The sequence below is a fragment of the Polaribacter sp. Z022 genome (genome assembly GCF_023555495.1).
Classification (GTDB): Bacteria; Bacteroidota; Bacteroidia; order Flavobacteriales; family Flavobacteriaceae; genus Polaribacter.
The window spans coordinates 733210-756329 of sequence record NZ_JALCZO010000001.1; the positions used below are offsets into that span (position 1 = coordinate 733210).

The 23120-nt window shown below is 29.5% G+C and carries 20 protein-coding genes; 13 read left to right on the forward strand and 7 right to left on the reverse strand.

All coding sequences use genetic code 11. The features are described from left to right. Window positions 1-43: 43 nt before the first annotated feature. From MPF13_RS03155 to pflB, 5 genes are all read right to left on the reverse strand, one after another. Window positions 44-1087 (reverse strand): ferredoxin--NADP reductase, encoded by a 1044-nt coding sequence (locus tag MPF13_RS03155; protein WP_249980862.1) that lies wholly within the window; start codon window positions 1085-1087, stop codon window positions 44-46. Window positions 1088-1103: 16 nt separating this feature from the next. Beyond that, window positions 1104-2093: an aspartate-semialdehyde dehydrogenase gene (locus tag MPF13_RS03160; protein WP_249980863.1), complete on the reverse strand. Its 990-nt coding sequence runs from the start codon at window positions 2091-2093 to the stop codon at window positions 1104-1106. Between the two features lie 221 nt (window positions 2094-2314). Then, on the reverse strand, window positions 2315-3574 hold the full coding sequence (locus tag MPF13_RS03165) for an L-lactate MFS transporter (RefSeq protein WP_249980864.1): 1260 nt from the start codon (window positions 3572-3574) through the stop codon (window positions 2315-2317). Between the two features lie 11 nt (window positions 3575-3585). Continuing rightward, complete coding sequence (gene pflA, locus MPF13_RS03170; RefSeq protein WP_349666018.1) at window positions 3586-4335, reverse strand: pyruvate formate-lyase-activating protein; 750 nt, start codon at window positions 4333-4335, stop codon at window positions 3586-3588. Window positions 4336-4459: 124 nt separating this feature from the next. Continuing rightward, window positions 4460-6715: a formate C-acetyltransferase gene (gene pflB / locus MPF13_RS03175; RefSeq protein ID WP_249980866.1), complete on the reverse strand. Its 2256-nt coding sequence runs from the start codon at window positions 6713-6715 to the stop codon at window positions 4460-4462. Between the two features lie 283 nt (window positions 6716-6998). Here pflB and trhO point away from each other — a divergent pair, with 283 nt between their 5' ends. From trhO to MPF13_RS03230, 11 genes are all read left to right on the forward strand, one after another. Beyond that, window positions 6999-8030 carry an oxygen-dependent tRNA uridine(34) hydroxylase TrhO gene (gene trhO, locus MPF13_RS03180; RefSeq protein WP_249980867.1) on the forward strand — a complete coding sequence of 344 codons (1032 nt, stop codon included), beginning with the start codon at window positions 6999-7001 and terminating at the stop codon, window positions 8028-8030. Window positions 8031-8034: 4 nt separating this feature from the next. Next, a complete protein-coding gene (locus MPF13_RS03185) occupies window positions 8035-9282 on the forward strand; it encodes a peptidase U32 family protein (RefSeq protein WP_249980868.1) in 1248 nt (415 codons plus the stop codon). Beyond that, on the forward strand, window positions 9282-9512 hold the full coding sequence (locus MPF13_RS03190; protein ID WP_249980869.1) for a ferredoxin: 231 nt from the start codon (window positions 9282-9284) through the stop codon (window positions 9510-9512). Before MPF13_RS03185 ends, MPF13_RS03190 begins: the two co-directional genes overlap by 1 nt. 280 nt (window positions 9513-9792) lie before the next feature. Further along, window positions 9793-11283, forward strand: a complete 1491-nt coding sequence (locus tag MPF13_RS03195; RefSeq protein ID WP_249980870.1) for a regulatory iron-sulfur-containing complex subunit RicT — start codon at window positions 9793-9795, stop codon at window positions 11281-11283. Further along, on the forward strand, window positions 11258-11752 hold the full coding sequence (locus MPF13_RS03200) for a gliding motility lipoprotein GldH (RefSeq protein ID WP_249980871.1): 495 nt from the start codon (window positions 11258-11260) through the stop codon (window positions 11750-11752). The genes MPF13_RS03195 and MPF13_RS03200 overlap by 26 nt, the downstream gene beginning before the upstream one ends. 71 nt (window positions 11753-11823) lie before the next feature. After that, on the forward strand, window positions 11824-14106 hold the full coding sequence (locus MPF13_RS03205) for a transglycosylase domain-containing protein (protein WP_249980872.1): 2283 nt from the start codon (window positions 11824-11826) through the stop codon (window positions 14104-14106). 10 nt (window positions 14107-14116) lie between these two features. After that, entirely contained in the window at window positions 14117-15919 is a 1803-nt protein-coding gene (locus MPF13_RS03210) for an AMP-binding protein (RefSeq protein ID WP_249980873.1), read from the forward strand. After that, the gene (locus MPF13_RS03215; protein ID WP_249980874.1) at window positions 15916-16677 is read left to right on the forward strand and encodes an exodeoxyribonuclease III; all 762 of its coding nucleotides are present in this window, start codon (window positions 15916-15918) and stop codon (window positions 16675-16677) included. Before MPF13_RS03210 ends, MPF13_RS03215 begins: the two co-directional genes overlap by 4 nt. Before the next feature lie 5 nt (window positions 16678-16682). After that, window positions 16683-18203 carry a lytic transglycosylase domain-containing protein gene (locus tag MPF13_RS03220; RefSeq protein WP_249980875.1) on the forward strand — a complete coding sequence of 507 codons (1521 nt, stop codon included), beginning with the start codon at window positions 16683-16685 and terminating at the stop codon, window positions 18201-18203. 5 nt (window positions 18204-18208) lie between these two features. Further along, window positions 18209-19192: a DUF4837 family protein gene (locus MPF13_RS03225; protein ID WP_249980876.1), complete on the forward strand. Its 984-nt coding sequence runs from the start codon at window positions 18209-18211 to the stop codon at window positions 19190-19192. A gap of 114 nt (window positions 19193-19306) precedes the next feature. Next, window positions 19307-19801, forward strand: coding sequence for a DUF1761 domain-containing protein (locus MPF13_RS03230; RefSeq protein ID WP_249980877.1), 495 nt, complete (start codon window positions 19307-19309; stop codon window positions 19799-19801). A 68-nt stretch (window positions 19802-19869) separates the two neighbouring features. Here the strand turns inward: MPF13_RS03230 and trpS are convergent, their stop codons facing one another. Further along, entirely contained in the window at window positions 19870-20838 is a 969-nt protein-coding gene (gene trpS, locus MPF13_RS03235) for a tryptophan--tRNA ligase (RefSeq protein ID WP_249980878.1), read from the reverse strand. A 198-nt stretch (window positions 20839-21036) separates the two neighbouring features. On the opposite strand from trpS, the gene MPF13_RS03240 reads away from it, so the two are divergent. Both MPF13_RS03240 and trhA read left to right on the forward strand, forming a co-directional pair. Continuing rightward, window positions 21037-21801: a lysophospholipid acyltransferase family protein gene (locus tag MPF13_RS03240; RefSeq protein WP_249980879.1), complete on the forward strand. Its 765-nt coding sequence runs from the start codon at window positions 21037-21039 to the stop codon at window positions 21799-21801. After that, entirely contained in the window at window positions 21798-22436 is a 639-nt protein-coding gene (trhA, locus tag MPF13_RS03245; RefSeq protein WP_249980880.1) for a PAQR family membrane homeostasis protein TrhA, read from the forward strand. The genes MPF13_RS03240 and trhA overlap by 4 nt, the downstream gene beginning before the upstream one ends. Window positions 22437-22627: 191 nt before the next feature. On the opposite strand, the gene MPF13_RS03250 is transcribed toward trhA, so the two are convergent. After that, the gene (locus MPF13_RS03250; RefSeq protein WP_249980881.1) at window positions 22628-23101 is read right to left on the reverse strand and encodes a CYTH domain-containing protein; all 474 of its coding nucleotides are present in this window, start codon (window positions 23099-23101) and stop codon (window positions 22628-22630) included. Between the last annotated feature and the right edge of the window lie 19 nt (window positions 23102-23120).

Consider the following 23120-nt stretch of genomic DNA (forward strand, 5'->3'; position numbering starts at 1 on the left):
TAAAACCATCCTTTTTATTAAATAAAATATTTATTATAATTGATTAAACATCGTCAAAATCAATTGTAATTTTTGGTGTTGTTGGATATGCTTGACATGCTAAAATTAAACCTTCATCAATTTCATCTTCAGATAAAATAGAGTTTTTAACCATTACAGCTTTTCCTTCTGTTACTTTACACATACAAGAACTACAAACTCCACCCTGACAAGAATAAGGAGCATCTAAATCGTTACGTAAACTAGCTGCTAAAATATCATCTGTTTGGTTCATTGTGAAGGTAGTTTCTTCATCATCTAATAAAACAGTAATTTCTGTAGTTCCTTCTTTAATATTAGAAGTAGCTTCTTCATCAATAGATGCAGTAAATAATTCGAAATGGATATTTTCATTCGAAAAACCGTTTTCTAAAAGTGTTTCAGATACTACATTAATCATTTCTTCTGGACCACAAAGATATGCAGCTTCAAAAGTTGTATTTTTATAATTACTTAGATAAAAATTAGTGTTTTCTTTATCAATTCTTCCAAATAATGAATCTTCTAATTTTTCTCTACTGCAAACGTAATGAAGATTAAAACGATCAGAATTTGCTTCTTTTAGAGCATCCAATTCAGTTTTAAAAATGATATCATTAACGGTTTTGTTTCCGTAAATTAAAGTAAAAGTAGATGTAGTTTCGTTTGTTAAAACATCTTTTATCATTGATAATATTGGCGTAATTCCAGAACCTGCAGCAAAAGCAATATAATTTTTGTTAGAAGAAGGCTCTAAGATAAATTTACCTTCTGGTTCAGAAATTTCAATAAAATTTCCTGCTTTTAATTCTGAAGTAGCATACGTAGAAAAAGTACCATTTTCTACAGCTTTAATAGCTACTTTTAAATAATTATCAGTAGGAGAAGAACAAATAGAATATGCTCTTCTTACTTCTTTACCATTAATTGTTTTTTTAAGTGTTAAGTATTGACCTGAGTGAAAAGCAAAATTAGATTTTAAATTTCCAGGTATATCAAATATAAGAGAAACCGCATCTGCGGTTTCTCTTATCACTTCTTGTATGTTTACTTTGTGAAATGTTGCCATTAAAAAAATGTATGTTTTACACCAAATTATTTTCTACTAAATATTCGGCAATTTGAACTGTGTTTGTAGCAGCACCTTTACGTAAGTTGTCTGCAACTACCCACAAATTTAATGTATTTTCTTGAGATTCATCTCTTCTAATTCTACCAACAAATACTTCGTCTTTATTATGTGCATTAACTGGCATTGGGTAAACGTTATTTGCTAAATCATCTTCAACAATAACACCTGGAGTATCGTTTAAGATTTGACGAACTTCAGCCAAATCAAAATCATTTTCAAACTGAACATTTACTGCTTCAGAGTGTCCACCAGCTGTAGGTATTCTAACAGCAGTTGCAGTTACAGAAAAAGAATCATCACGTAAAATTTTCTTAGGTTCTTTAACTAATTTCATTTCTTCTTTAGTGTAACCGTTTTCTAAGAAAACATCACAATGAGGTAATGCATTTCTACCTATTTTATGTGGGTATGCCATTTCTCCATCTATACCAGCTTCTTCATTATCTAATTGTTGAACCGCTTTTACACCTGTTCCAGAAACAGATTGATAAGTAGAAATAACTACACGTTTCATGTTGTATTTTGCGTGTAAAGGTGCTAAAGCCATTACTAACTGAATTGTAGAACAGTTTGGATTAGCAATAATTTTATCATCAGCAGTTAAAACATCTCCATTAATTTCTGGTACTACTAGTTTTTTAGTAGGATCCATTCTCCAAGCAGAAGAATTATCGATTACAGTTGTACCTACTTCTGCAAATTTTGGTGCCCATTCTAAAGAAGTATCTCCACCTGCAGAAAACAAAGCTACATCTGGTTTCATGGTAACAGCGTCTTCTAAGGTAACAACGGTATAATCGTTTCCTTTATATGATAATTTTTTACCAGCAGATCTTGCTGATGCAACAGGTATTAATTCTGTTACAGGTAAATTACGTTCTTCTAAGACTTTTAACATTACTGTTCCAACCATTCCAGTTGCTCCAACTACAGCTATTTTCATCAGTATTTATATTTAATGATTTTTATTATGATGCAAAGATGCTAAAAAAAAGGATGAACTAAATCACTTAAAGTCTTATAAGTCAACCAAAGTTTAAAAATTTAGCAAATAAATTTCTAATGTTTAAATTTAAACGAGTTGATATAATTTTAAATAAAAAAGAAAAACCATTCAGTTATTAATACTGAATGGTTTTTATTATAGTTATTTGTTTGCTGTTATTAAGTAGCCATACTTAATTCTTTTTCTTTTTTCTTTTGAGATTTTATGATAGAAATTTTCATCATAATAGATACAATTAAAGCTATTACAAATAAGCCTGCAAATATTACTAGTGTAGTATCTAAAGAGCCAGTTTGTTCTTTTACCATGTCGTAAATTGTAGGTCCAATTACACCTGCTAAACCCCAAGCAGCTAATACCATACCATGTATTGCTCCTAATTGTTTTGTTCCAAATAAATCTCCTAAGAAAGCAGGTAAAGTAGCAAAACCACCACCATACATTGTAATAACTGTAAATAATACAATTAAGAAAACGCTTTCAACTCCAATTTTTGGTAAGAAATAAAAGGCTAAAATTTGAAAGGCAAAGAATAAAATAAATGTATTTGCTCTTCCTAAATAATCTGATAAAGTAGACCACATTATTCTTCCTAATCCATTAAATACTCCAATAAAACCTACAATTGCTGCAGCTTGCATTGGTGTATAACTTAGTTTTTCTTGCATCATTGGACTTGCAGCTGAAATAATTGCAATACCACAAGATATGTTTATAAACATCATAATCCAGATGTAATAAAAACGAGGAGATTGTAACGATTCAGTAGCAGTTATATTAGAAATATCTTCTTTAATTTTACCACCTTCACCTTCTTTATAACCTGCAGGAGCATATCCTTCTGGTGGTCTTTCTATATATCTTGCAGAAGATAAAATTAAAACCATGTAAATTACTCCTAAAATATAAAATGCATTAGAAACACCAACAGTTTCAAATAGTTTAGCCATTACAGGACCAAAGATTAAGGCAGCAAAACCAAATCCCATAATTGCCATTCCTGTTGCTAAACCTCTTCTGTCTGGAAACCATTTTACTAATGTACTTACTGGGGTAATGTATCCTAAACCTAATCCTATACCACCTATAACTCCATAACATAAATAGAATAACCAAAGCGATTCCATTTGTACTGCTAATCCAGATCCTAAAATTCCTATTCCGTAAAATAATCCTGCTGTAGTACCACTAATTTTTGGACCAACTTTTTCTACCCATCTACCTAAAAATGCTGCTGATAAACCTAATAATAAAATGGCAATTTTAAACGCCCATTTTATTACAGATCCTTCTACGTCAAATACATCTTTAACAGGATTTGTCATTACTGAATATGCATATACAGACCCAATTGAGATATGTATACCTACTGCAGAAGCTGCAATTAACCATCTATTTTTTAGTTTTGGTGCACTCATTTTTTAATTCTTTAATTTATTTTTACTTTTTTAAAGTAGTTGCTTAAAATTTTTGATGCTTCATCTAATTCTTCTTGAGTATTTTCTCTAGCATCTTTAAGTTCATACTCCCAACCTAACGTATCCCATTTATGGATACCTAATTTATGATAAGGTTGTAATTCTATTTGTTCTATTGTTTTGTAATCTTTGAAATAGTTTCCTAATTCATGTAGCAATTCTGGAGTATTAGTAATACCCGGAATTAATACATAACGTAACCACATTTTTTTTCCTGATGCTTCTCTATGTTTTGCAAAATTAAAAGTGGTTTCTTTATTTTTTTTTCCGGTAATTTTTTGAAAACCATCTTCTCTCATATGCTTAATGTCAAGCATTACTAAATCAGCATAATTATCAATTAACTCAACAGCAGGATGGTTTAATAAGCGCCCATTTGTGTCTAAGTTGGTATGTATACCTTCTTCTTTTAATCTTTTAAATAAAGGAATAAGATTATGAGCTTGTAATAATGGTTCTCCACCAGAAACGGTTACACCACCTTTACCACCATAATAAGATTTCATTTTTAAAGCTCTTTGTACTAAATCTTCAATATGGTGTTCTTCACCTCCATGAGTATCAATAGTATCTGGGTTATGACAATATTGGCATTTTAATTTACAACCTTGTAAAAAAATTACCATTCTAATTCCTGGACCATCATGGGTTCCAAAAGACTCTATAGAATGTACGTTTAATATGTTTTCTTTAGTTTTAATAACTGATAAATTTTAATGAATAAAAAAAGGGATTCGAAAAAATAAAACTAATACTTTCTTAAAAAGTAGGCTCTAAAAAGAGTCAATTTTATTTTTTGAATCCCTTATTAATACATAAAAAGGACTACATAGATTCGTGGAAAGAACGCGAAATAACTTCCATTTGTTGTTCTTTTGTTAATCTAATGAAATTAACTGCATAACCAGAAACTCTAATTGTTAATTGAGGGTGATTTTCTGGATGTGCCACTGCATCTAATAAAGTTTCTTTGTCTAATACATTTACATTTAAATGTTGTGCTCCGTGCTCAAAGTAACCATTTAAAGTAGCAACTAAGTTGTCTATTCTGTCTTCTTGAGTAGAACCTAAAGATTTAGGAACAATAGAGAATGTATTAGAGATTCCATCTTGAGAATCTTTATAATCAATTTTTGCAACTGAGTTTAGAGAAGCAATTGCACCATTTGTGTCACGCCCATGCATTGGGTTTGCACCTGGAGCAAAAGGAACACCTAAAGCTCTACCATCTGGTGTTGCACCGGTTTTCTTACCATATACAACGTTAGATGTAATTGTTAATACAGACATTGTTGGTTCTGCATCTTTATATACTTTTAACTTTTTCAATTCATTATTAAAATCTTCAACACCATCGTGAGCAAAAATATCTACTCTATCATCATCATTACCATATTTAGGGAATTCTCCTTCAACTTTAAAGTCTACTGTTAAACCTTCTTCGTTTCTAATTGGTTTAACTTTTGCATATTTAATTGCTGATAAAGAATCTGCTAAGATTGATAAACCAGCAATACCATAAGCGATATTAATATCTGGGTTAGTATCAATTAAAGCCATTTGAGCTTTTTCGTAGTAATATTTATCATGCATGTAGTGAATAATATTCATTGCATCATTATAAACTTTTGCTACTTGTTTCATGGCAATTTTGTAGTTAGCCATTACTTTGTCAAAGTCTAAATACTCGCTATTATCTGGCTCAATACCATCAACCATTTGAGTTCCAGTAATCTCACATTTACCACCATTAACAGCTAATAATAATGTTTTAGCTAAGTTTGTTCTTGCTCCGAAAAACTGAATTTGTTTTCCAATTTCTTGGTAAGATACACAACAAGCAATACCATAATCATCAGAACCTCTTAAGTTTCTCATTAAATCATCATTTTCAAATTGAATAGATGAAGTATCAATAGAAACTTTTGCACAGAAGTTTTTAAAGTTTTGAGGTAATAATGGAGACCATAAAACAGTAATATTTGGTTCTGGTGATGGTCCTAAGTTGTATAAAGTATGTAAGAAACGGAATGCAGTTTTAGTAACTTTTGTTCTTCCGTCATTTAACATACCACCAATTGCTTCAGTTACCCAAGTTGGATCTCCAGCAAAAATTTCGTCATAAGCAGCCATACGTAAGTGACGTACCATTCTCAATTTCATTACAAATTGATCAATGTATTCTTGTGCTTCGTTTTCTGTAATAGTCCCGTTTTCTAAATCTCTTTCAATAAAGATATCTAAGAAAGTAGAAACGTTACCTAAAGACATTGCAGCTCCATCTTGCTCTTTTACAGCAGCTAAATAAGCCATGTAAGTCCATTGTACAGCTTCTCTTGCAGTTTCTGCAGGACGATTTAATTCTAAATCATAATGGTTACCCATTACAATCATATCTTTTAAAGCTTTGATTTGCTCAGATACTTCTTCTCTTAAACGAATAACAGCATCAGACATTGGTCCTTCAATGTTTGCTAAATCTGCTTTTTTTGCTTCAATTAATTTATCAATACCATATAAAGCTACACGTCTGTAATCACCAATTATTCTACCACGTGCATAATTATCTGGTAATCCAGTTAAAAATCCTAATGAACGGAATTTTCTAATTTCTGCATTATATGCATCAAAAACACCATCATTATGTGTTTTTACATATTTAGAAAATAACTCATTAATTTCTTCACTTGGTTTTAAACCATGTTCTTGTAAAGCTTTTTGAACAACTTTATAACCTCCAAAAGGTTTCATTGCTCTTTTTAATAATCCATCAGTTTGTAATCCAACAATTGTTTCATTTTCTTTATCAATGTAACCAGCTCCAAAGCTAGCAACTCCAGAAATAGTTTCTGTATCTACAGAATGTACACCATTATTCTGTCTTTCTTGTTGCATTCCTTTTTTACAAACTTCCCAAAGTTTTTGTGTTTTTTCACTAGCACCAACTAAAAATTGGTCATCTCCATAGTAAGAGATAATGTTTTTTACAACAAAATCTCTAACGTTAATAGATGTATTCCAAACACCTTGTGTAAACTCTCTACTTGTCGGTTTTTCTAAGATTAATTCTTCTAATTCCATTAGTTTATGTATTTAAAATTTTATGTATTCTTTTTTATGTACTACAAATTTACAGTCAAAGCTTTTTTTAAAACATGATAAAAGTTAGGTTTTGCAATTATTTAAGAAAACGTTGTAGTTGTTTTTGGTTGATTATCAAAGAGATAAAAAACGATATTTAATATTAACTATTATTTAAAAAAAGAGTAATTTTGCAGAATATTTGTAAAATTTTTGTTTATAAATATGTAAAAACTGAAATGAGTTCAGTTTAAAAATTAACGTTAAACTTAAAAAGTATAGCATGCAACTGTACAACAAGTTAAGCGCAAAAGAGCGCGCTGCATTAATTGATGAGGCAGGTAAAGACCGTCTTACAATTTCATTCTATCAATATTATAAGATAGAAAATCCACAATTATTTAGGAATAAATTATTCTTAGAATGGAATGATTTAGATGTTTTAGGAAGAATTTATGTTTCTTACGAAGGTATTAATGCTCAACTTTCTGTTCCTGCAGAAAATTTTTTAGAGCTAAAAAAACAGTTAGATAGTATTTCTTTTTTAAAAAACATTCGTTTAAACGTTGCTGTAGAGCAAGACAATAAATCGTTTTTAAAACTAAAAGTTAAGGTTAGAAACAAAATTGTTGCAGATGGTTTAAATGATGAGACGTTTGATGTAACCAACAAAGGTGTGCATTTAAATGCTAAAGAATTTAATGAAATGTTGGCAAATCCAAATACGGTTTGTGTAGATATGCGTAATCATTATGAAAGTGAAATTGGTCATTTTGATGGTGCAGTTACTCCAGATGTAGATACTTTTAGAGATTCATTAGATATTATAGAAGAAGATTTAAAAGACAACAAAGAAGATAAAAACTTATTAATGTATTGTACTGGCGGAATTCGTTGCGAAAAAGCATCTGCTTATTACAAACACAAAGGGTTTAAAAATGTTTTTCAGTTAGAAGGAGGTATTATTGAATATACTCGTCAAGTAAAAGCAGAAGGAATTGAAAATAAATTTATAGGTAAAAATTTTGTGTTTGATCATAGAAGAGCAGAACGTATTACAGATGATGTAGTTTCTAACTGTCATCAATGTGGTAAAGCTTGTGATACTCATACAAATTGTGCAAATGAAGCTTGTCATTTATTATTTATACAATGTGATGAATGTGCAGAAAGTACAGAAAACACGTGTTCTACAGATTGTCAAGAAATAATAAAACTTCCTTACGAAGAGCAAAAAGAGCTTAGAAAAGGAAAAGGAAACAGTAATAAAATATTTAAAAAAGGACGTTCAGAAGTTCTAAAATTTAAAAAATAACAGCATGCAGAAAATCGAATTAATGGCGCCAGCAGGTAATTTTGAATCTATGCAGGCAGCTTTAGATAATGGTTGTGATTCTATTTATTTTGGAGTAGAACAACTAAATATGAGAGCAAGAGCTTCTATCAACTTTACTTTAGATGATTTAGAAGAAATTCAAAGAAGATGTTCAGAAAAGAATGTTCGTACTTATTTAACGCTGAATACTATTGTTTATGATCATGATTTATCAATTGTAAAAACATTGATAAAAAGAGCAAAAGAAGCAAATATTACAGCTGTAATTGCTATGGATCAAGCAGTAATTGCAATGGCGAGAGAACTGCAAATGGAAGTTCATATTTCAACTCAAATTAATATTACAAATATTGAAACTGTAAAGTTTTATGCAATGTTTGCAGATACAATTGTGTTGAGTAGAGAATTGAGTTTGCGTCAAGTAAAAAAGATTACAGAAGATATTGAAAAACACGAAGTAAAAGGCCCTTCAGGAAGATTGGTTGAAATCGAAATTTTTGGTCATGGAGCTTTATGTATGGCAGTTTCTGGTAAATGTTATATGAGTTTACATTCTGCAAATTCATCAGCAAATAGAGGAGCTTGTAAACAAAATTGCCGAAAAAAATATACAGTTATCGATCAAGAAACTGGTTTTGAAATGGAGTTGGATAATGAATACATTATGTCTCCAAAAGATTTGTGTACTATTGATTTTTTAGATCAAGTTGCAGATGCAGGTATTAAAGTTTTAAAGATAGAAGGTAGAGGTAGAGCACCAGAATATGTTGCAAAAGTGATAAAATGCTACAGAGATGCCATTGATAATTTAGCAGCAGGAACTTACGATAAAGAGAAGGTGATTTCTTGGATGCAAGAATTAGAAAAAGTATATAATCGTGGTTTTTGGAACGGATATTATCTAGGTCAAAAATTAGGAGAATGGAGTAAAGAATCGGGTTCTCATGCAACACAAAAGAAAGTCTTTTTAGGAAGAGGTGAACATTATTTTGACAAAGCAAAAATTGGTCAGTTTAAAATTGATGCTTATGATGTAAATGTTGGTGATACTATTTTAATTACGGGTCCAACAACTGGAGCTCAAGAAATGGAATTAAAGCAGATGTTTGTTAATGATAAGCCATCAGAAAAAGCTACAAAAGGAGATGAAGTTACCATAAAGTTAGACTTTAAAATTAGAAGATCAGACAAGTTGTACAAGATTGTTAAAACAGAATTTGCAGAAAACTAATGGTAGTAATTACGTTACAAAGAAATAAATGTATTGGTTGTAATTATTGTGTTGAGGTTGCACCAAATCAGTTTCAAATGTCTAAAAAAGACGGAAAATCTGTGCTACTTCATTCTACAGAAAAGAAAGGTTTTTTTACAATAAAATCTTTTGATGAATCTATTTACGATTGTTCTGTTGAAGCAAAAAAAGCATGTCCTGTTAAAATTATTGAAGTAAAACAGGTGTAGTTTTTTACGAATTCTAAATTAATAATAGCAAATTCTAAATAGCTTAAATATGAACTAAATATTTAAGCTATTTTTGATATAGAATCTAAATAAAAGTAGTTCTAAGAACTTTAATTTTGATGTTTTTTCATTCTTCTAGAATGCTTATATTTACAGATTAGAGAAGATTGGGTTTATTTTTTGTATAAACCTGATAATCAATTTATGAATCATACGTTTTTTATAATTTATACTTTGTTTTAACAAATTAAATCATAAAAACTATATAATATATACTTACATGGCATGTGGAAGTTGTGGTACAACAGAAAATGGAGTACCAAAAGGTTGTAAGAGTAATGGTAATTGTGGTACAGGAACCTGTGGAAGTGGTAGTAATAAACTTGCTGTTTTTGATTGGTTGTCTAATATGACATTACCTAGTGGTCAAGAAAAATTTAACATTTTCGAAGTTCGTTTTAAAAACGGAAGAAAGCATTTTTATAAAAACCCTGATAATTTACCAGTAACAATGGGAGATATTGTTGCTGTAGAAGGAAACCCAGGACATGATATTGGTACTGTTTCTTTAGCAGGTGAGCTTGTAAAAGTTCAAATGAAGAAAAGAAAAATTACAGCAGATAGTGAAGATGTTAAGAAAATCTACAGAAAAGCAAGTAAAAGAGATATAGATATTTGGCAACAAGCAAGAGCTAAAGAAGAAGAAACGCAACGTAGAGGAAGAGAAATTTTAGGTCGTTTAGGATTGCAAATGAAATTATCTGATGTAGAATATCAAGGAGATGGAAACAAAGCTACTTTTTATTATACAGCAGATGCACGTGTAGATTTTAGACAATTAATTAGAGATTTGGCAAGTGCTTTTTCTATTCGTGTAGAAATGAAACAAGTAGGTGCAAGACAAGAAGCAGCACGTTTAGGAGGAGTTGGTTCTTGTGGTAGAGAGTTGTGTTGTTCTACTTGGTTAACAGATTTTAGAAAAGTGACAACATCTGCAGCACGTTATCAGCAATTATCATTAAATCCGTTAAAATTAGCAGGTCAATGTGGTAAACTAAAATGTTGTTTAAATTTTGAATTAGATACGTATTTAGATGCTTTAAAATCATTTCCAAAACAAGATGTGGTTTTAAAAACAGAAAAAGGTGATGCAGTTTTTGTAAAGATGGATATTTTTAAAAACCATCTTTGGTATACCTACAAAGAAGAACGTTTTAAGTGGTTTAGGTTAACATTAGATCAAGTTTTAGAAATTATTGATTTAAATAAAAATAATGAAAAATCTGCAACGTTAGAAGAATATGAAGCAGATGTAATTATACCAGAAAAAGTAGATTTTGAAGATGCTGTTGGTCAAGATAGTTTAACTCGTTTTGATGCACCAAAAACAAGTAAACGTAAAAGAAATAACAGAAACAGAAATAGAAAAAAACCAGTTGCTGTAAATGCTAACAGTAACAATAAACCAAAACCAACTCAAAAGCAAAATCCTAACCAAAAAAGAAAACCTCAAGCTAAAAAGCAAGGTAACCAACAGAATAAACCAAATCAAAAACCGAAGCAAAATCCTCAGAAAAAAGCGAAAGTAAATCCTAATCAGAAACCAAAAACGCAGCCAAACCAAAAACCCAAACCAAAATCACAGGGTCAAAATCAAGGAAATGCTAATCAGCCAACAGGTGAGGTAAAAAAGGTAAATAAACCTAGAAGAAATAATAGAAATCGTAAAAATAATAAACCAAAAAATGACAACAACACTGAAAAAAAATAGTTTTTTAATTATTTTATTTTCTCTCTTTTTAATGTTTTCTTGTAATGATAAAACAGATTTTAACGTTTATAAACCCATAGACAATAAAGGTTGGAAAGCAAGCGAAAAAATAGTGTTTGAGTTTGATGTAACTGATACGATTTCACCTAAGAATCTTTTTATCAATATTAGAAATAATAATGATTATAAGTTTAGTAATTTATATTTAATAACTGAGTTAATTTTTCCTAATGAAACTGTTGTTATAGATACTTTACAATACGAAATGACAGATGTTACAGGTAGGTTTTTAGGAGAAGGTTTTACTGAAATAAAAGAAAACAAATTATTTTACAAAGAAAATAAGGTATTTCCAATATCTGGAAAATATATGTTTAATGTCCGTCAATCTATGAGAAAAAATGGCGAAGTAAATCCTATTGAATTTTTAAAAGGAATTCAAGATGTAGGTTTTAGTATAGAAAATTAAATTAGATTCCCGTTTTTAAGGGAAAGACAAATTATTGAAATCTCAATTTAATTGAGAAGCAGTTTAGTATTATGAAAAAAAAGAAAACAACTAATTTTAAAAAGTATATCAAGTGGTTTTGGGGAATTATCCTTGGAGGAACTTCATTATTGATATTAATATTTTTGTTTGCATCTTGGGGCTTTTTAGGTGCATTACCAACTTTTGAAGAGTTAGAAAACCCAGAAAACAATTTAGCAACAGAAGTTATTTCTGCAGATGGAAAAACTTTAGGAAAATATGCTAAAGAAAATAGAACTCCTATAAAATATAAAGATTTACCACAAAATATAGTTAATGCATTAGTAGCAACCGAAGACGAACGTTTTTACGAACATTCTGGTATCGATTTTTATAGTACAGCAAGAGCAGTTTTAAAACCAGGTAGTGGAGGGGCAAGTACAATTACTCAGCAATTAGCAAAAATGTTATTTACTGGTAGAGCTTCTAGAAATATCTTTTTAAGATTGGGTCAAAAGGTAAAAGAATGGGTGGTTGCAACTAAATTAGAAAGACAATATACCAAAAATGAAATTCTAACAATGTATTTAAATAAGTACGATTTTTTAAATCAAGCAGTTGGTATTCGTTCTGCAGCACGTATTTATTTTGGTAAAGAACCTAAAGATTTAGATGTAGAAGAATCTGCAATGTTGGTTGGTATGTTAAAAAACTCGTCGCTTTACAACCCTTTACGTAGAGCAGAAAGAGTAAAACAACGTAGAAATGTAGTTTTAAAACAAATGAATAGAAGTGAGTTTATTACACTTCAAGAAAAAGATTCTTTGCAAAAATTAGACCTTGGTTTAGACATTCATAAAGAAGGACATAGTGATGGTTCTGCAACATATTTTAGAACCCATTTACAAAAGGTTTTAAGAAAATGGGTACAAGAAAACCCAAAACCAAATGGAGAACAATACAATATTTTTAGAGATGGTTTAAAGATTTATGTAACCATAGATTCTCGCATGCAAAAATATGCAGAAGAAGCTATACAAGAACACATGTCTAATTTACAAGGTTACTTTTTTAAAGAACAAAAAAGAAACAGAACAGCACCTTTTTACGATTTAGAAAAAGATCAAATTAAAAATATCTATGAAAGAGCTAAGAAAAACTCTGAAAGATATAAGCGATTAAAAATTGCAGGAAAATCTAAAAAATATATTGATGAAGTTTTCAATAAAAAAACCAAAATGAGTGTTTTTTCTTGGAAAGGAAACATAGATACAATTATGTCTCCAAACGATTCTTTAAAATATTATAAGCATTTTTTACGTTCTGGATTATTGTCTATAGAACCACAATCTGGTCATATAAAAGCTTGGGTTGGTGGTATAGATAACAAACATTTTAAATACGATGCAGTTGCACAACAAAAAAGACAAGTAGGTTCTACATTTAAACCATTTGTATATGCAACAGCTATCAATCAATTAAAATTATCTCCTTGTGATGAGTATCCAAATACTCCTTATACTATTCCTAAAGGAAAATATGGGATTCCAGAAGAATGGACACCTAAAAACTCTGATGATAAATACGGAGGTATGCTAACCTTAAAAGATGGTTTAGCAGGTTCTGTAAATACAATGTCTGCAAGATTGGTAGATATGGTTTCTCCAGAAAATGTTACTCGTTTAGCAAAATCTGCAGGAATTGAAAGTGAAATTCAAGCAAATCCATCAATTGCTTTAGGAGCTGTAGATTTATCATTAATAGAAATGGTTGGTGCTTATGCTACTTTTGCTAACAAAGGTTTACGTGTTGAGCCTATGATTTTAACAAGAATAGAAGATAAAAACGGAACTGTATTACAAGAATTTACTCCAAAAACAAAAGAAGTTTTAAGTGAAGAATCTGCTTATGTTGTGTTAGATTTATTAAAAGGAGTTACACTTTCTGGTTCTGGTGTACGTTTACGTTTACCTTGGGCTAAACCTAAATACGTAACTGGTCATCCTTATAAATTTACAAATCCAATTGCAGGAAAAACAGGAACAACTCAAAATCAATCTGATGGTTGGTTTATGGGGATTGTACCAAATTTAGCAACTGGTGTTTGGACAGGAGGAGAAGATAGAGCAACACATTTTGCAGGAATAACTAAAGGACAAGGAGCAACAATGTCTTTACCTTCTTGGGCATTATATATGCAAAAATGTTATGCAGATAAAACATTAAATATTAGTCAAGAAGATTTTGAAAAACCAGAGAATCTTTCTATTCGTATTTTATGTGATGATGAAACTGAGAATAAAGAAGATGAAAAGAAAGAAGTAATAGAAGAGGAAGAAGATACAGATTTTTAAAATAGAATAAATGACTTGGAGTCCAAGTAAAGAAATTATTAATAATTCTAATATTGGTAAAATGATGCAAAAGCATTCTTTTACCAATTATTATGATTTTTGGAAATGGACTGTAGAAAATAAAACTACCTTTTGGGAAGACACTGTAAGTAATTTAAACATTGTTCAATCTAAAAAATACAATCAAATTTTAAACACTGATGCAGGTGTTGAAAATGCAAAATGGTTGTATGGTGCAAAATTAAATATTGTAGATTCTTGTTTTCAGAATGATAATGATGCTACAGCAATTATTTTTCAAAAAACGAATGAAGAAATTCAAAAAATATCTCAAAAGGAATTATTAGAATTTGTAAATAAAATTGCCAATAGTTTTCAATCTTTTAATGTAAATATTGGCGATACAATTGCAATAGATTTACCAATGACTATTGAGGCAGTAGCAATTTATTTAGCTGCCATAAAAGCAGGAATTAAAGTTGCCACTATTGTAGATAGTTTTTCTGCAAAAGAAATTGCAGTTAGATTTAACATTACCAAGCCTAAACTAGTTTTTACCCAAGATGTAATAAAAAGAGGAGCAAAAACAATACCTCTTTACACAAAGGTTTTAGAGGCAAATCCAGAAAAGGTAATTGTAATAAGTATCGATAATATTAAACCTTCAATTAGAAAAGAAGATGTTTTTTGGACAGATTTTTTATCAAATAATTCAGAATTTGAGTCTATAAAACAATCTCCAGAAGAAGTTGCCACCATTCTTTTTTCATCAGGAACCACAGGAGAACCCAAAGCAATTCCTTGGAATCATACAACACCAATAAAATCTGCTTCAGATGGATATTATCATCATAATATTCAACAAAATGATGTGGTTTGTTGGCCAACAAATCTTGGATGGATGATGGGACCTTGGTTGGTTTTTGCAGCCTTAATTAATAAAGCAACAATAGCTTTATATTATGATTCTCCTTTAGAAACAGGTTTTGGTAGGTTTGTACAAGATGCAAAAGTTACCATGCTTGGTATTGTACCAAGTATTGTAAAACAATGGAAAAGCAATAAAAATATGGAATTGTTTAATTGGAATGCAATTAAATGTTTTAGCTCAACAGGCGAAGTTTCTAATGCTACAGAAATGAAATATTTAATGGAATTAGCCAATAACAAACCTGTTATAGAGTATTGTGGAGGTACAGAAATTGGGGGTGGTTATATTACAAGTACAGTGGTTCAAAAAAATATTGCCAGTAATTTTTCTACCAAAGCTTTAGGTGGAGATTTTGTAATGTTAGATGAAAACGAAGAAGAATCTACAAAAGGCGAAGTGTTTATGATTCCTCCAGTAATGGGATTATCAACATCATTGTTAAATAAAGATCATCATAAAGTATACTATAATAATACTCCGAAATTTAAAGTAAAATTAAGACGTCATGGAGATGAGGTTGTTCAGCTAAAAAACAACTATTATAAAGTTTTAGGACGTGTAGATGATGCTATGAATTTAGGCGGAATAAAAGTTAGCGCAACTCAAATAGAAGAAATTTTACAAGAATTAATATTTGTAAAAGAATGTGCAGCAATTGCAGTTTCTCCTAAAGATGGAGGTCCTAGTAAATTAATTGTATTTTATGTAGATAGTAATTTAGATAATGCTACATCAGATAAATTACAAGAAGCAAAACAAATAATAAGAAAAGAATTAAACCCACTATTTAAAGTTTCAGAATTGTTAGAAATTGATGTTTTACCAAGAACTGCATCTAACAAAGTTATGAGACGAAAATTAAGAGATATTTATAATCAATGAAAATAATATCATACAACGTAAACGGAATTAGAGCAGCCTTAAAAAAAGGATTTATTGAATGGTTAAAAGCTGCAAAACCAGATGTAATTTGCATACAAGAAACCAAAGCACATAAAGAGCAATTAGATGTTTCTGTTTTTGAAGCAGCAGGTTACCCTTATCATTATTGGTTTTCTGCACAAAAAAAAGGATATTCTTCTGTGGCTGTTTTTTGTAAAGAAGAACCAAATCATATAGAATATGGTACAGGAATTGAAACTATGGATTTTGAAGGAAGAAATTTAAGAGTAGATTTTGATGAAGTTTCTGTTATGAGTATGTATTTACCTTCTGGTACAAATTCTGAAAGATTAAATTTCAAATTTAATTATATGGATGAAATTTTAGAATATGCTTCAGAATTAAGAAAAACAATTCCTAATTTAGTAATCTGTGGAGATTATAATATTTGTCATGAAGCTATAGATATTCATAATCCAAAAATGAAAGGAGTTTCTGGGTTTTTACCAGAAGAAAGAGAGTGGTTATCTAAGTTTATAAATAGTGGATTTACAGATAGTTTCCGTTTTTTAAATCCAGAAAGACAAGAATATTCTTGGTGGAGTTACAGAGCAAACTCTAGAGCTAACAACAAAGGTTGGCGTTTAGATTATGCAATGGTTGCAGAACCGTTAAAAGACAAAATTAAAAGAGCTTATATTTTACCAGAAGCAAAACATTCAGACCATTGTCCAATTGTTGTTGAGTTAGATATTTAAAATAGATGATTAAAAAACTAATTATATTCCTCCTATTAACTAGTACTGTTTTTTCTCAAGAGAAAAAAGATAGTAGTTCAGTAATAAAAAAAGACACTATTTTTATTGCTAAAGACTCTATAACAAAATCGCTAAAAAAGGAGTTGTTTACAGACGAAGACTTAAAGTTAATTGATAGCCTTTTAGTAAACGAAAAATTCAATTCTGCATTAATAGATACTTTAGTTTATGTTATAAATGATAAAGACATAACAGGAAATGTTAAAACTTCTGTTACTACAGATTTATTAAAAGAAAGACTCACTTCTCTAAACAAAACAACACCTTTTAATTTGGCATATAATCCTGCTTTAGAAAAGGTTATTAATAGTTATTTATTATATAGAAAAAAGTATTATCCAGCTTTAATGGCAAAGGCAAAATACTATTTTCCAATGTTTGAACAATATCTAGATCAGTATGATATTCCTTTAGAAATGAAATATCTAGCAATTGTAGAATCTGCATTAAGACCAAGAATTAAATCTAGAGTGGGTGCAACAGGTTTGTGGCAATTTATGTATGGTACAGGTAAACAATTCGATTTAAAAGTAAGTTCTTATGTAGATGAACGTCAAGACCCTGTAAAAGCAACCATTGCAGCATGTAAATATTTAAGTCAGTTGTATAATATTTTTGGTGATTGGGATTTGGCTTTAGCAGCATATAACTCAGGACCAGGAAATGTAAGAAAAGCCATAAAAAGATCTGGAGGGTATAAAAATTATTGGAATATTAGACCCTATTTGCCAAGAGAAACTGCAGGTTATGTACCAGCGTTTTATGCAACTATGTATATTTTTGAATATGCAAGTGAGCATAATATTTATTCTGATTTACCAAAATATTTTAATTTTCAAACAGATACTGTTCGTATAAAAAGAACCATAAGTTTTGATCAAATTTCTGAAAAAATAAATGTAGATGAAGAAGTTTTATCAACATTAAACCCTTCTTATAAACTAGATATTATTCCGTTTATAAAAGAAAGAAATTATGCAGTAAGATTACCAAGTAATAAAGTTGTTGAGTTTTTAGATAAAGAAAAAGAAATTTATGCATTGGCTAATGCAGATGATTCTCTTAGAGAAAAACCATTGCCAAAATACTTTGAAATGGACAAACGAATCCGTTACAAAGTTAGAAGTGGAGATTTTTTAGGAAAAATTGCAAATAAATTTGGAGTAAGAGTTAGTGAAATAAAACGTTGGAATCGTTTAAAAAGTAGTCGTTTAAGTATTGGACAAAGGTTGTATATTTATCCTAAAAAGATAGCATTTTCAGTACCTAAGCCATCAAAAAAGAAAGAACAAATATCAATCCCAAAAGGAAAATATCAAATATATACTGTACAAAAAGGAGACTCTCTTTGGAGTATTTCTCAAAAATTTAAAAATGTTTCTGTAGATAATATTAAAAAATGGAACAATATTTGGAGTGCTAAAGGATTAAAACCCGGAACTAAACTTAAAATTTTTAAAAGTTAAAAATCATGAAAAAATTATATAGCCTAATTGCAATTGCTTTTCTTTTAACTTCATGTGGAGGAAATGATAAAGTTCTTTTACGAAATTCTATTGGTAAAGTTAACAAAGTAATGGTTGTTACAAAATCTAGCGATTGGAATGGAGATATTGGTAAAGCAATAAGAAACTCTTTTGGAGAGTTAATGGTTGGTTTGCCACAACCAGAATCACTTTTATCTGTATCTCAAGTTGCTCCAAATGGTTTTGGAACAATGATGAAAGTTAGTAGAAATATTTTAGTAATTGGAGTTGGAGATAAAGAAGAGTACTTTGTAAGAAAAAACGTTTATGCACAACCACAAACTATTGTATATGTTTATGCAAAAGATGATGAAGGTGTTGTAAAAATGTTTAATAAACACCAAAAAGAAATTATAAAAGAATTTAAAGATTCTGATATAAAAATGACTTTAAGCTTGTTTAATAAGAACAAAATAGACGATTCTCAGTATAAAACTTTAAAAAATTTAGGGGTTTCATTAACAATTCCTAACAAATTTAATACTGTAGATGATACTGGAGATTTTTTATGGTTACGTAATCATTTATCTAGTGGAATTGCAAAAACTGGTAGCAATAATATTTTAGTTTATTCTGTTCCTTTGTTAGATGAAACTAAAGTGGCAGATAGTATTGTAGCTGTAAGAAATAAAATTGGTAAAAAATACATACCAGGTTCAGATCCAGAAACAATGCATATGATAACTGAAGAAGCTTATACACCTTTTACTTTTAATGCTACTATAGATGGTAAAACAGCCTATGAAACTCGTGGTAAATGGGAAGTTTTAAACGATTTTATGGCAGGTCCATTTTTAAATTATACTGTAGTTGATAAAAAGAATAACAGATTGGTTGTTTTTGAAGGATTTACCTATGCACCTTCTGTTAACAAAAGAGCATTTTTATTTGAGTTAGAAGCAATTGCAAAGTCATTGAAAATACATTAAACAAAAATAAAATATTGTATAAAGCCAAAAGGATTTCCTTTTGGCTTTTTTATGCTTAAAACCCATCAATTTCAGATTTCTTATATTTGATATTCAACCAAAAACTTTTTTATCATGGAAATGAATTTTTACATTTTACTTATTGCAGCAATTATACCAATGATAATTGGATTTGTCTGGTATGGTCCTTTGTTCGGAAATGCTTGGATGAAAGAAATGGGGTTTACTAAAGAATCTTTAGAAGGACAAAATATGGCTAAAATATTTATATTAAGTTATATCTTTAGTCTTTTAATCGCTTTCTTTTTACAGTTTATTGTTATTCATCAAGGAGGTGTGTTTTCATCAATTTTAGAGCCTGGTTCAACAGAGTTACAAGGTGATGCTCTCACTTATTTTCAAGATTTTATGGCTAAATATGGTAATAATTACAGAACTTTTAAACATGGTGTCTTGCATGGTGTTTTATCTGGAGTCTTTTTTGTGCTTCCAGTTTTGTCTATTATTGCAATGTTTGAGAAAAAATCATTTAAATATGTTGCTATTAACGCTGGTTATTGGATCGTAACTTTAGCAATTATGGGAGGAATTATTTGTCAATGGTTATAATGCAAGATATAGGTATAAAAAATAAAACCACGCTAATTGCGTGGTTTTTTTATGATTTTAAAATAAGTTTAGTACCCTATTTTTGTTCTAACTCTTTTTAAAACTTCTTTAGCTACAGTAGAAGCTTTTTCTGCTCCAATTTCTAAAGCAGCATCAATTTCATGTTTGTTTTCCATAAAATGATGATAACGTTCTCTAATTGTAGCAAATTTTTCTAAAATTAGTTCATATAGTGCTTGTTTAGCATGTCCATATCCATAATTTCCACCTTCATAATTTGCTCTCATTTCAGCAATTTGAGTTTCAGAAGCTAATAATTTATACAAAGCAAAAACATTATCAGTGTCAGGATCTTTAGGTTCTTCTAAACCTTTACTATCTGTTTTAATACTCATTATTTGTTTTCTTAGTTTTTTATCAGCCAAGAAAATATTGATAATGTTATTTCTAGATTTACTCATTTTTTCACCATCAGTTCCAGGAACTAATTTAGTGTGTTCTTGAATTTTTGCTTTAGGAGCTACTAAAGTTTCGCCTACAATATTGTTAAATCTATTTGCAACATCTCTAGACATTTCTAAATGCTGTAACTGATCTTTACCAACAGGTACAATTTCTGCATCATATAATAAAATATCTGCAGCCATTAACATTGGATACGTAAATAAACCAGTGTTTACGTCTCCTAATCTATCAGCTTTATCTTTAAAACTATGAGCTAATGTTAATCTTTGGTAAGGAAAAAAGCAACTTAAATACCAAGTTAACTCTGTAGTTTGAGGCACATCACTTTGTCTGTAAAAAACAGTTTTACTAATGTCTAATCCACAAGCCAACCAAGTTGCAGCAGTGCTATAAGTGTTTTCTCTTAATTCATTTCCATCTTTTATTTGAGTTAAAGAATGCATATCTGCAATAAAAAGAAAGGCCTCGTTTTCTGGATTGTTAGCCATTTCTATAGCAGGTAAAATGGCACCTAATAAATTTCCTAAATGTGGAGTTCCTGTACTTTGAACACCTGTTAAAATTCTTGACATTAAATTGTTTTTATCTTTTATAAAAAAAAGAGTAAGTTACTTACTCTCTTTGAGAGCACAAAAATAAGGTTTTATAGGCTAAAAAAGAACAACAAAAAGATTATTACTACATTTACCCACAGAGTAGAATTTAATTGTGCTACTTTTTTATTTTAAATGATAAATAATTAAAATTGACTATAAACGTTTGTTAGTATTGTGAAGTATATTAAAATCCCTTTTCTTTTAATTTGGCGTTTATGGTTTTACGTTTTAATGTTTGTAACTATCATTTTAATGTCTCCTTTATTGCTAATTCTTACCCTTAAAGAAGAGTATTATCACATTATGTGGAAATTGGTTAGAATTTGGTCTAAAGTTTTAATTTACGGAATGGGTTTTGGGTTAAAAATTCAGTTAGATGAAAAAATAGAACCTAATAAAAGTTATATGTTTTGTCCAAATCATGCGTCTTTTATGGATCCTTTTGTTTTGGTTGTTTTAAGTAAAAATCCAATTGTTTTTGTAGGAAAAAAAGAGTTGGTTAAAATTCCAATTTTTGGTTTTTTCTACAAAAAAGTAGTAATTATGGTTGATAGAAACAATCCAGAAAGTAGAAAAAGAGTATTTGAAATGGCTAAAAAAAGATTGCAAAATGGAGTTAGTATGGCAATTTTTCCTGAAGGATTAGTGCCTACTGAAGATGTGATTTTAGCACCTTTTAAAAAAGGAGCTTTTAGTTTGGCTATTGAGTTTGATATACCTGTTGTACCTCAAGTATATTATGATTGTAAAAGATTATTTTCTTGGGATTTTTTTAAAGGAGGATTTGGAGTTTTTAGAGTTCGTCAGCATAAATTTATACCAACAAAAAATTTAACTTTAGAAGATGTAGACCATTTAAAAGACAAAACGTTTGATGTTATTTATAATGATTTAGCAAACGATACAAAGTATATGAAAGACACAAACAGAAAAAAATGAAAGAAAAATTAAATCATACGTATTCTGAGTCTGAAGAAAGATTAAATGTTTGGTCTCATGGTTTAGGTTTATTAGCAAGTATTGTTGCACTTCCTTTTTTGTTGATGAAAGCTTTTTCTTATTCAGAATTTTGGAACGTTACTAGTTTTATTATTTATGGATTTAGTTTAATAATATTGTATGCAGCTTCTACATTTTACCATGCAGCAAAAAATCCGAAGAAAAGAAGAAAACTAAATATCTTTGATCATGCAGCAATTTATGTGCTAATTGCAGGTAGTTATACACCTTTTTGTTTGGTAGGTTTAAACTCTAAATTAGGCTGGTATATGTTTATTGCAGTTTGGGTTTTTGCCTTAACAGGTGTAATACTTAAATTGTTTTTTACAGGTAAATTCGATAAAATTTCTACAGCAATGTATCTTTTAATGGGGTGGCAAGTGGTGTTTTTTATTAAACCTTTAATAAATGAATTAACAAGTTTTAGTTTAAATTTATTATTTGCAGGTGGTATTTTTTATACAATTGGTGCAGTTTTGTATTCAATAAAAAAAATGCCTTACAATCATGCAACGTTTCATGTATTTGTACTTTTAGGTAGTATAAGTCACTTTTTAGCTATCTACTATTTGTAGTTTCAACATTGATTTTACTAGGTTAAACCTCTAAAAAGTAATAAAATAGAAGATAATTTGACATTCCCATAAAAAAAAATTACTTTTGTGCTGCTTGATAATTATAGCTTAGGTTATTTTTATTGAGTATTATAAATCTTATTTAGGGGGTAGGTTTATTAAATTTCCTCGAACTTTTGTTCGAGGTTTTTTTATGCCCAATTTTTAAAAGGATTTTTACTAATGCTAGAGTTGTAATATTTAACATCACCAGTAACCTCTTTTCCTAACCAGTTAGGTTTTTTAAAGCTTTCATTTTCAGTGTCTAATTCTATTTCAGCAATAGTTAAACCAGCATTGTCTCCATAAAATTCATCAACTTCAAAAATATGATTATCAGCTTTTATTAAATATCTAGTTTTTTCAATTATTGTTGGTTCGCAAAGTAAAAGTAAATCTTCAGCATCTGATTTTTTAATTTCTTTTTCCCATTCAAACCTTGTGGTACCTGCTAAATTAGAAACACCTTTAATTGTAATAAATGCTTTATCATCTGCAATACGTATTCTTACCACTCTATTTTTATCAGAATTTAAAAACCCTTGTTTTATATACTTTTTAGCGTAACTTTCTTTTTTATAATTATTGTTTTTAACTAAAAATTTTCTTTCAATTTCTACACTCATAAAATCTTTTGATTTTTGT

Excerpts from the sequence above, each read along its gene's own strand:
- MPF13_RS03155 (WP_249980862.1), bottom strand. The coding sequence starts at position 1,087 with ATGGCAACATTTCACAAAGTAAACATACAAGAAGTGATAAGAGAAACC.
- MPF13_RS03160 (WP_249980863.1), bottom strand. The coding sequence starts at position 2,093 with ATGAAAATAGCTGTAGTTGGAGCAACTGGAATGGTTGGAACAGTAATG.
- MPF13_RS03165 (WP_249980864.1), bottom strand. The coding sequence starts at position 3,574 with ATGAGTGCACCAAAACTAAAAAATAGATGGTTAATTGCAGCTTCTGCA.
- pflB (WP_249980866.1), bottom strand. The coding sequence starts at position 6,715 with ATGGAATTAGAAGAATTAATCTTAGAAAAACCGACAAGTAGAGAGTTT.
- trhO (WP_249980867.1), top strand. The coding sequence starts at position 6,999 with ATGCAACTGTACAACAAGTTAAGCGCAAAAGAGCGCGCTGCATTAATT.
- MPF13_RS03185 (WP_249980868.1), top strand. The coding sequence starts at position 8,035 with ATGCAGAAAATCGAATTAATGGCGCCAGCAGGTAATTTTGAATCTATG.
- MPF13_RS03190 (WP_249980869.1), top strand. The coding sequence starts at position 9,282 with ATGGTAGTAATTACGTTACAAAGAAATAAATGTATTGGTTGTAATTAT.
- MPF13_RS03195 (WP_249980870.1), top strand. The coding sequence starts at position 9,793 with ATGGCATGTGGAAGTTGTGGTACAACAGAAAATGGAGTACCAAAAGGT.
- MPF13_RS03200 (WP_249980871.1), top strand. The coding sequence starts at position 11,258 with ATGACAACAACACTGAAAAAAAATAGTTTTTTAATTATTTTATTTTCT.
- MPF13_RS03205 (WP_249980872.1), top strand. The coding sequence starts at position 11,824 with ATGAAAAAAAAGAAAACAACTAATTTTAAAAAGTATATCAAGTGGTTT.
- MPF13_RS03210 (WP_249980873.1), top strand. The coding sequence starts at position 14,117 with ATGACTTGGAGTCCAAGTAAAGAAATTATTAATAATTCTAATATTGGT.
- MPF13_RS03215 (WP_249980874.1), top strand. The coding sequence starts at position 15,916 with ATGAAAATAATATCATACAACGTAAACGGAATTAGAGCAGCCTTAAAA.
- MPF13_RS03220 (WP_249980875.1), top strand. The coding sequence starts at position 16,683 with ATGATTAAAAAACTAATTATATTCCTCCTATTAACTAGTACTGTTTTT.
- MPF13_RS03225 (WP_249980876.1), top strand. The coding sequence starts at position 18,209 with ATGAAAAAATTATATAGCCTAATTGCAATTGCTTTTCTTTTAACTTCA.
- MPF13_RS03230 (WP_249980877.1), top strand. The coding sequence starts at position 19,307 with ATGGAAATGAATTTTTACATTTTACTTATTGCAGCAATTATACCAATG.
- trpS (WP_249980878.1), bottom strand. The coding sequence starts at position 20,838 with ATGTCAAGAATTTTAACAGGTGTTCAAAGTACAGGAACTCCACATTTA.
- trhA (WP_249980880.1), top strand. The coding sequence starts at position 21,798 with ATGAAAGAAAAATTAAATCATACGTATTCTGAGTCTGAAGAAAGATTA.
- MPF13_RS03250 (WP_249980881.1), bottom strand. The coding sequence starts at position 23,101 with ATGAGTGTAGAAATTGAAAGAAAATTTTTAGTTAAAAACAATAATTAT.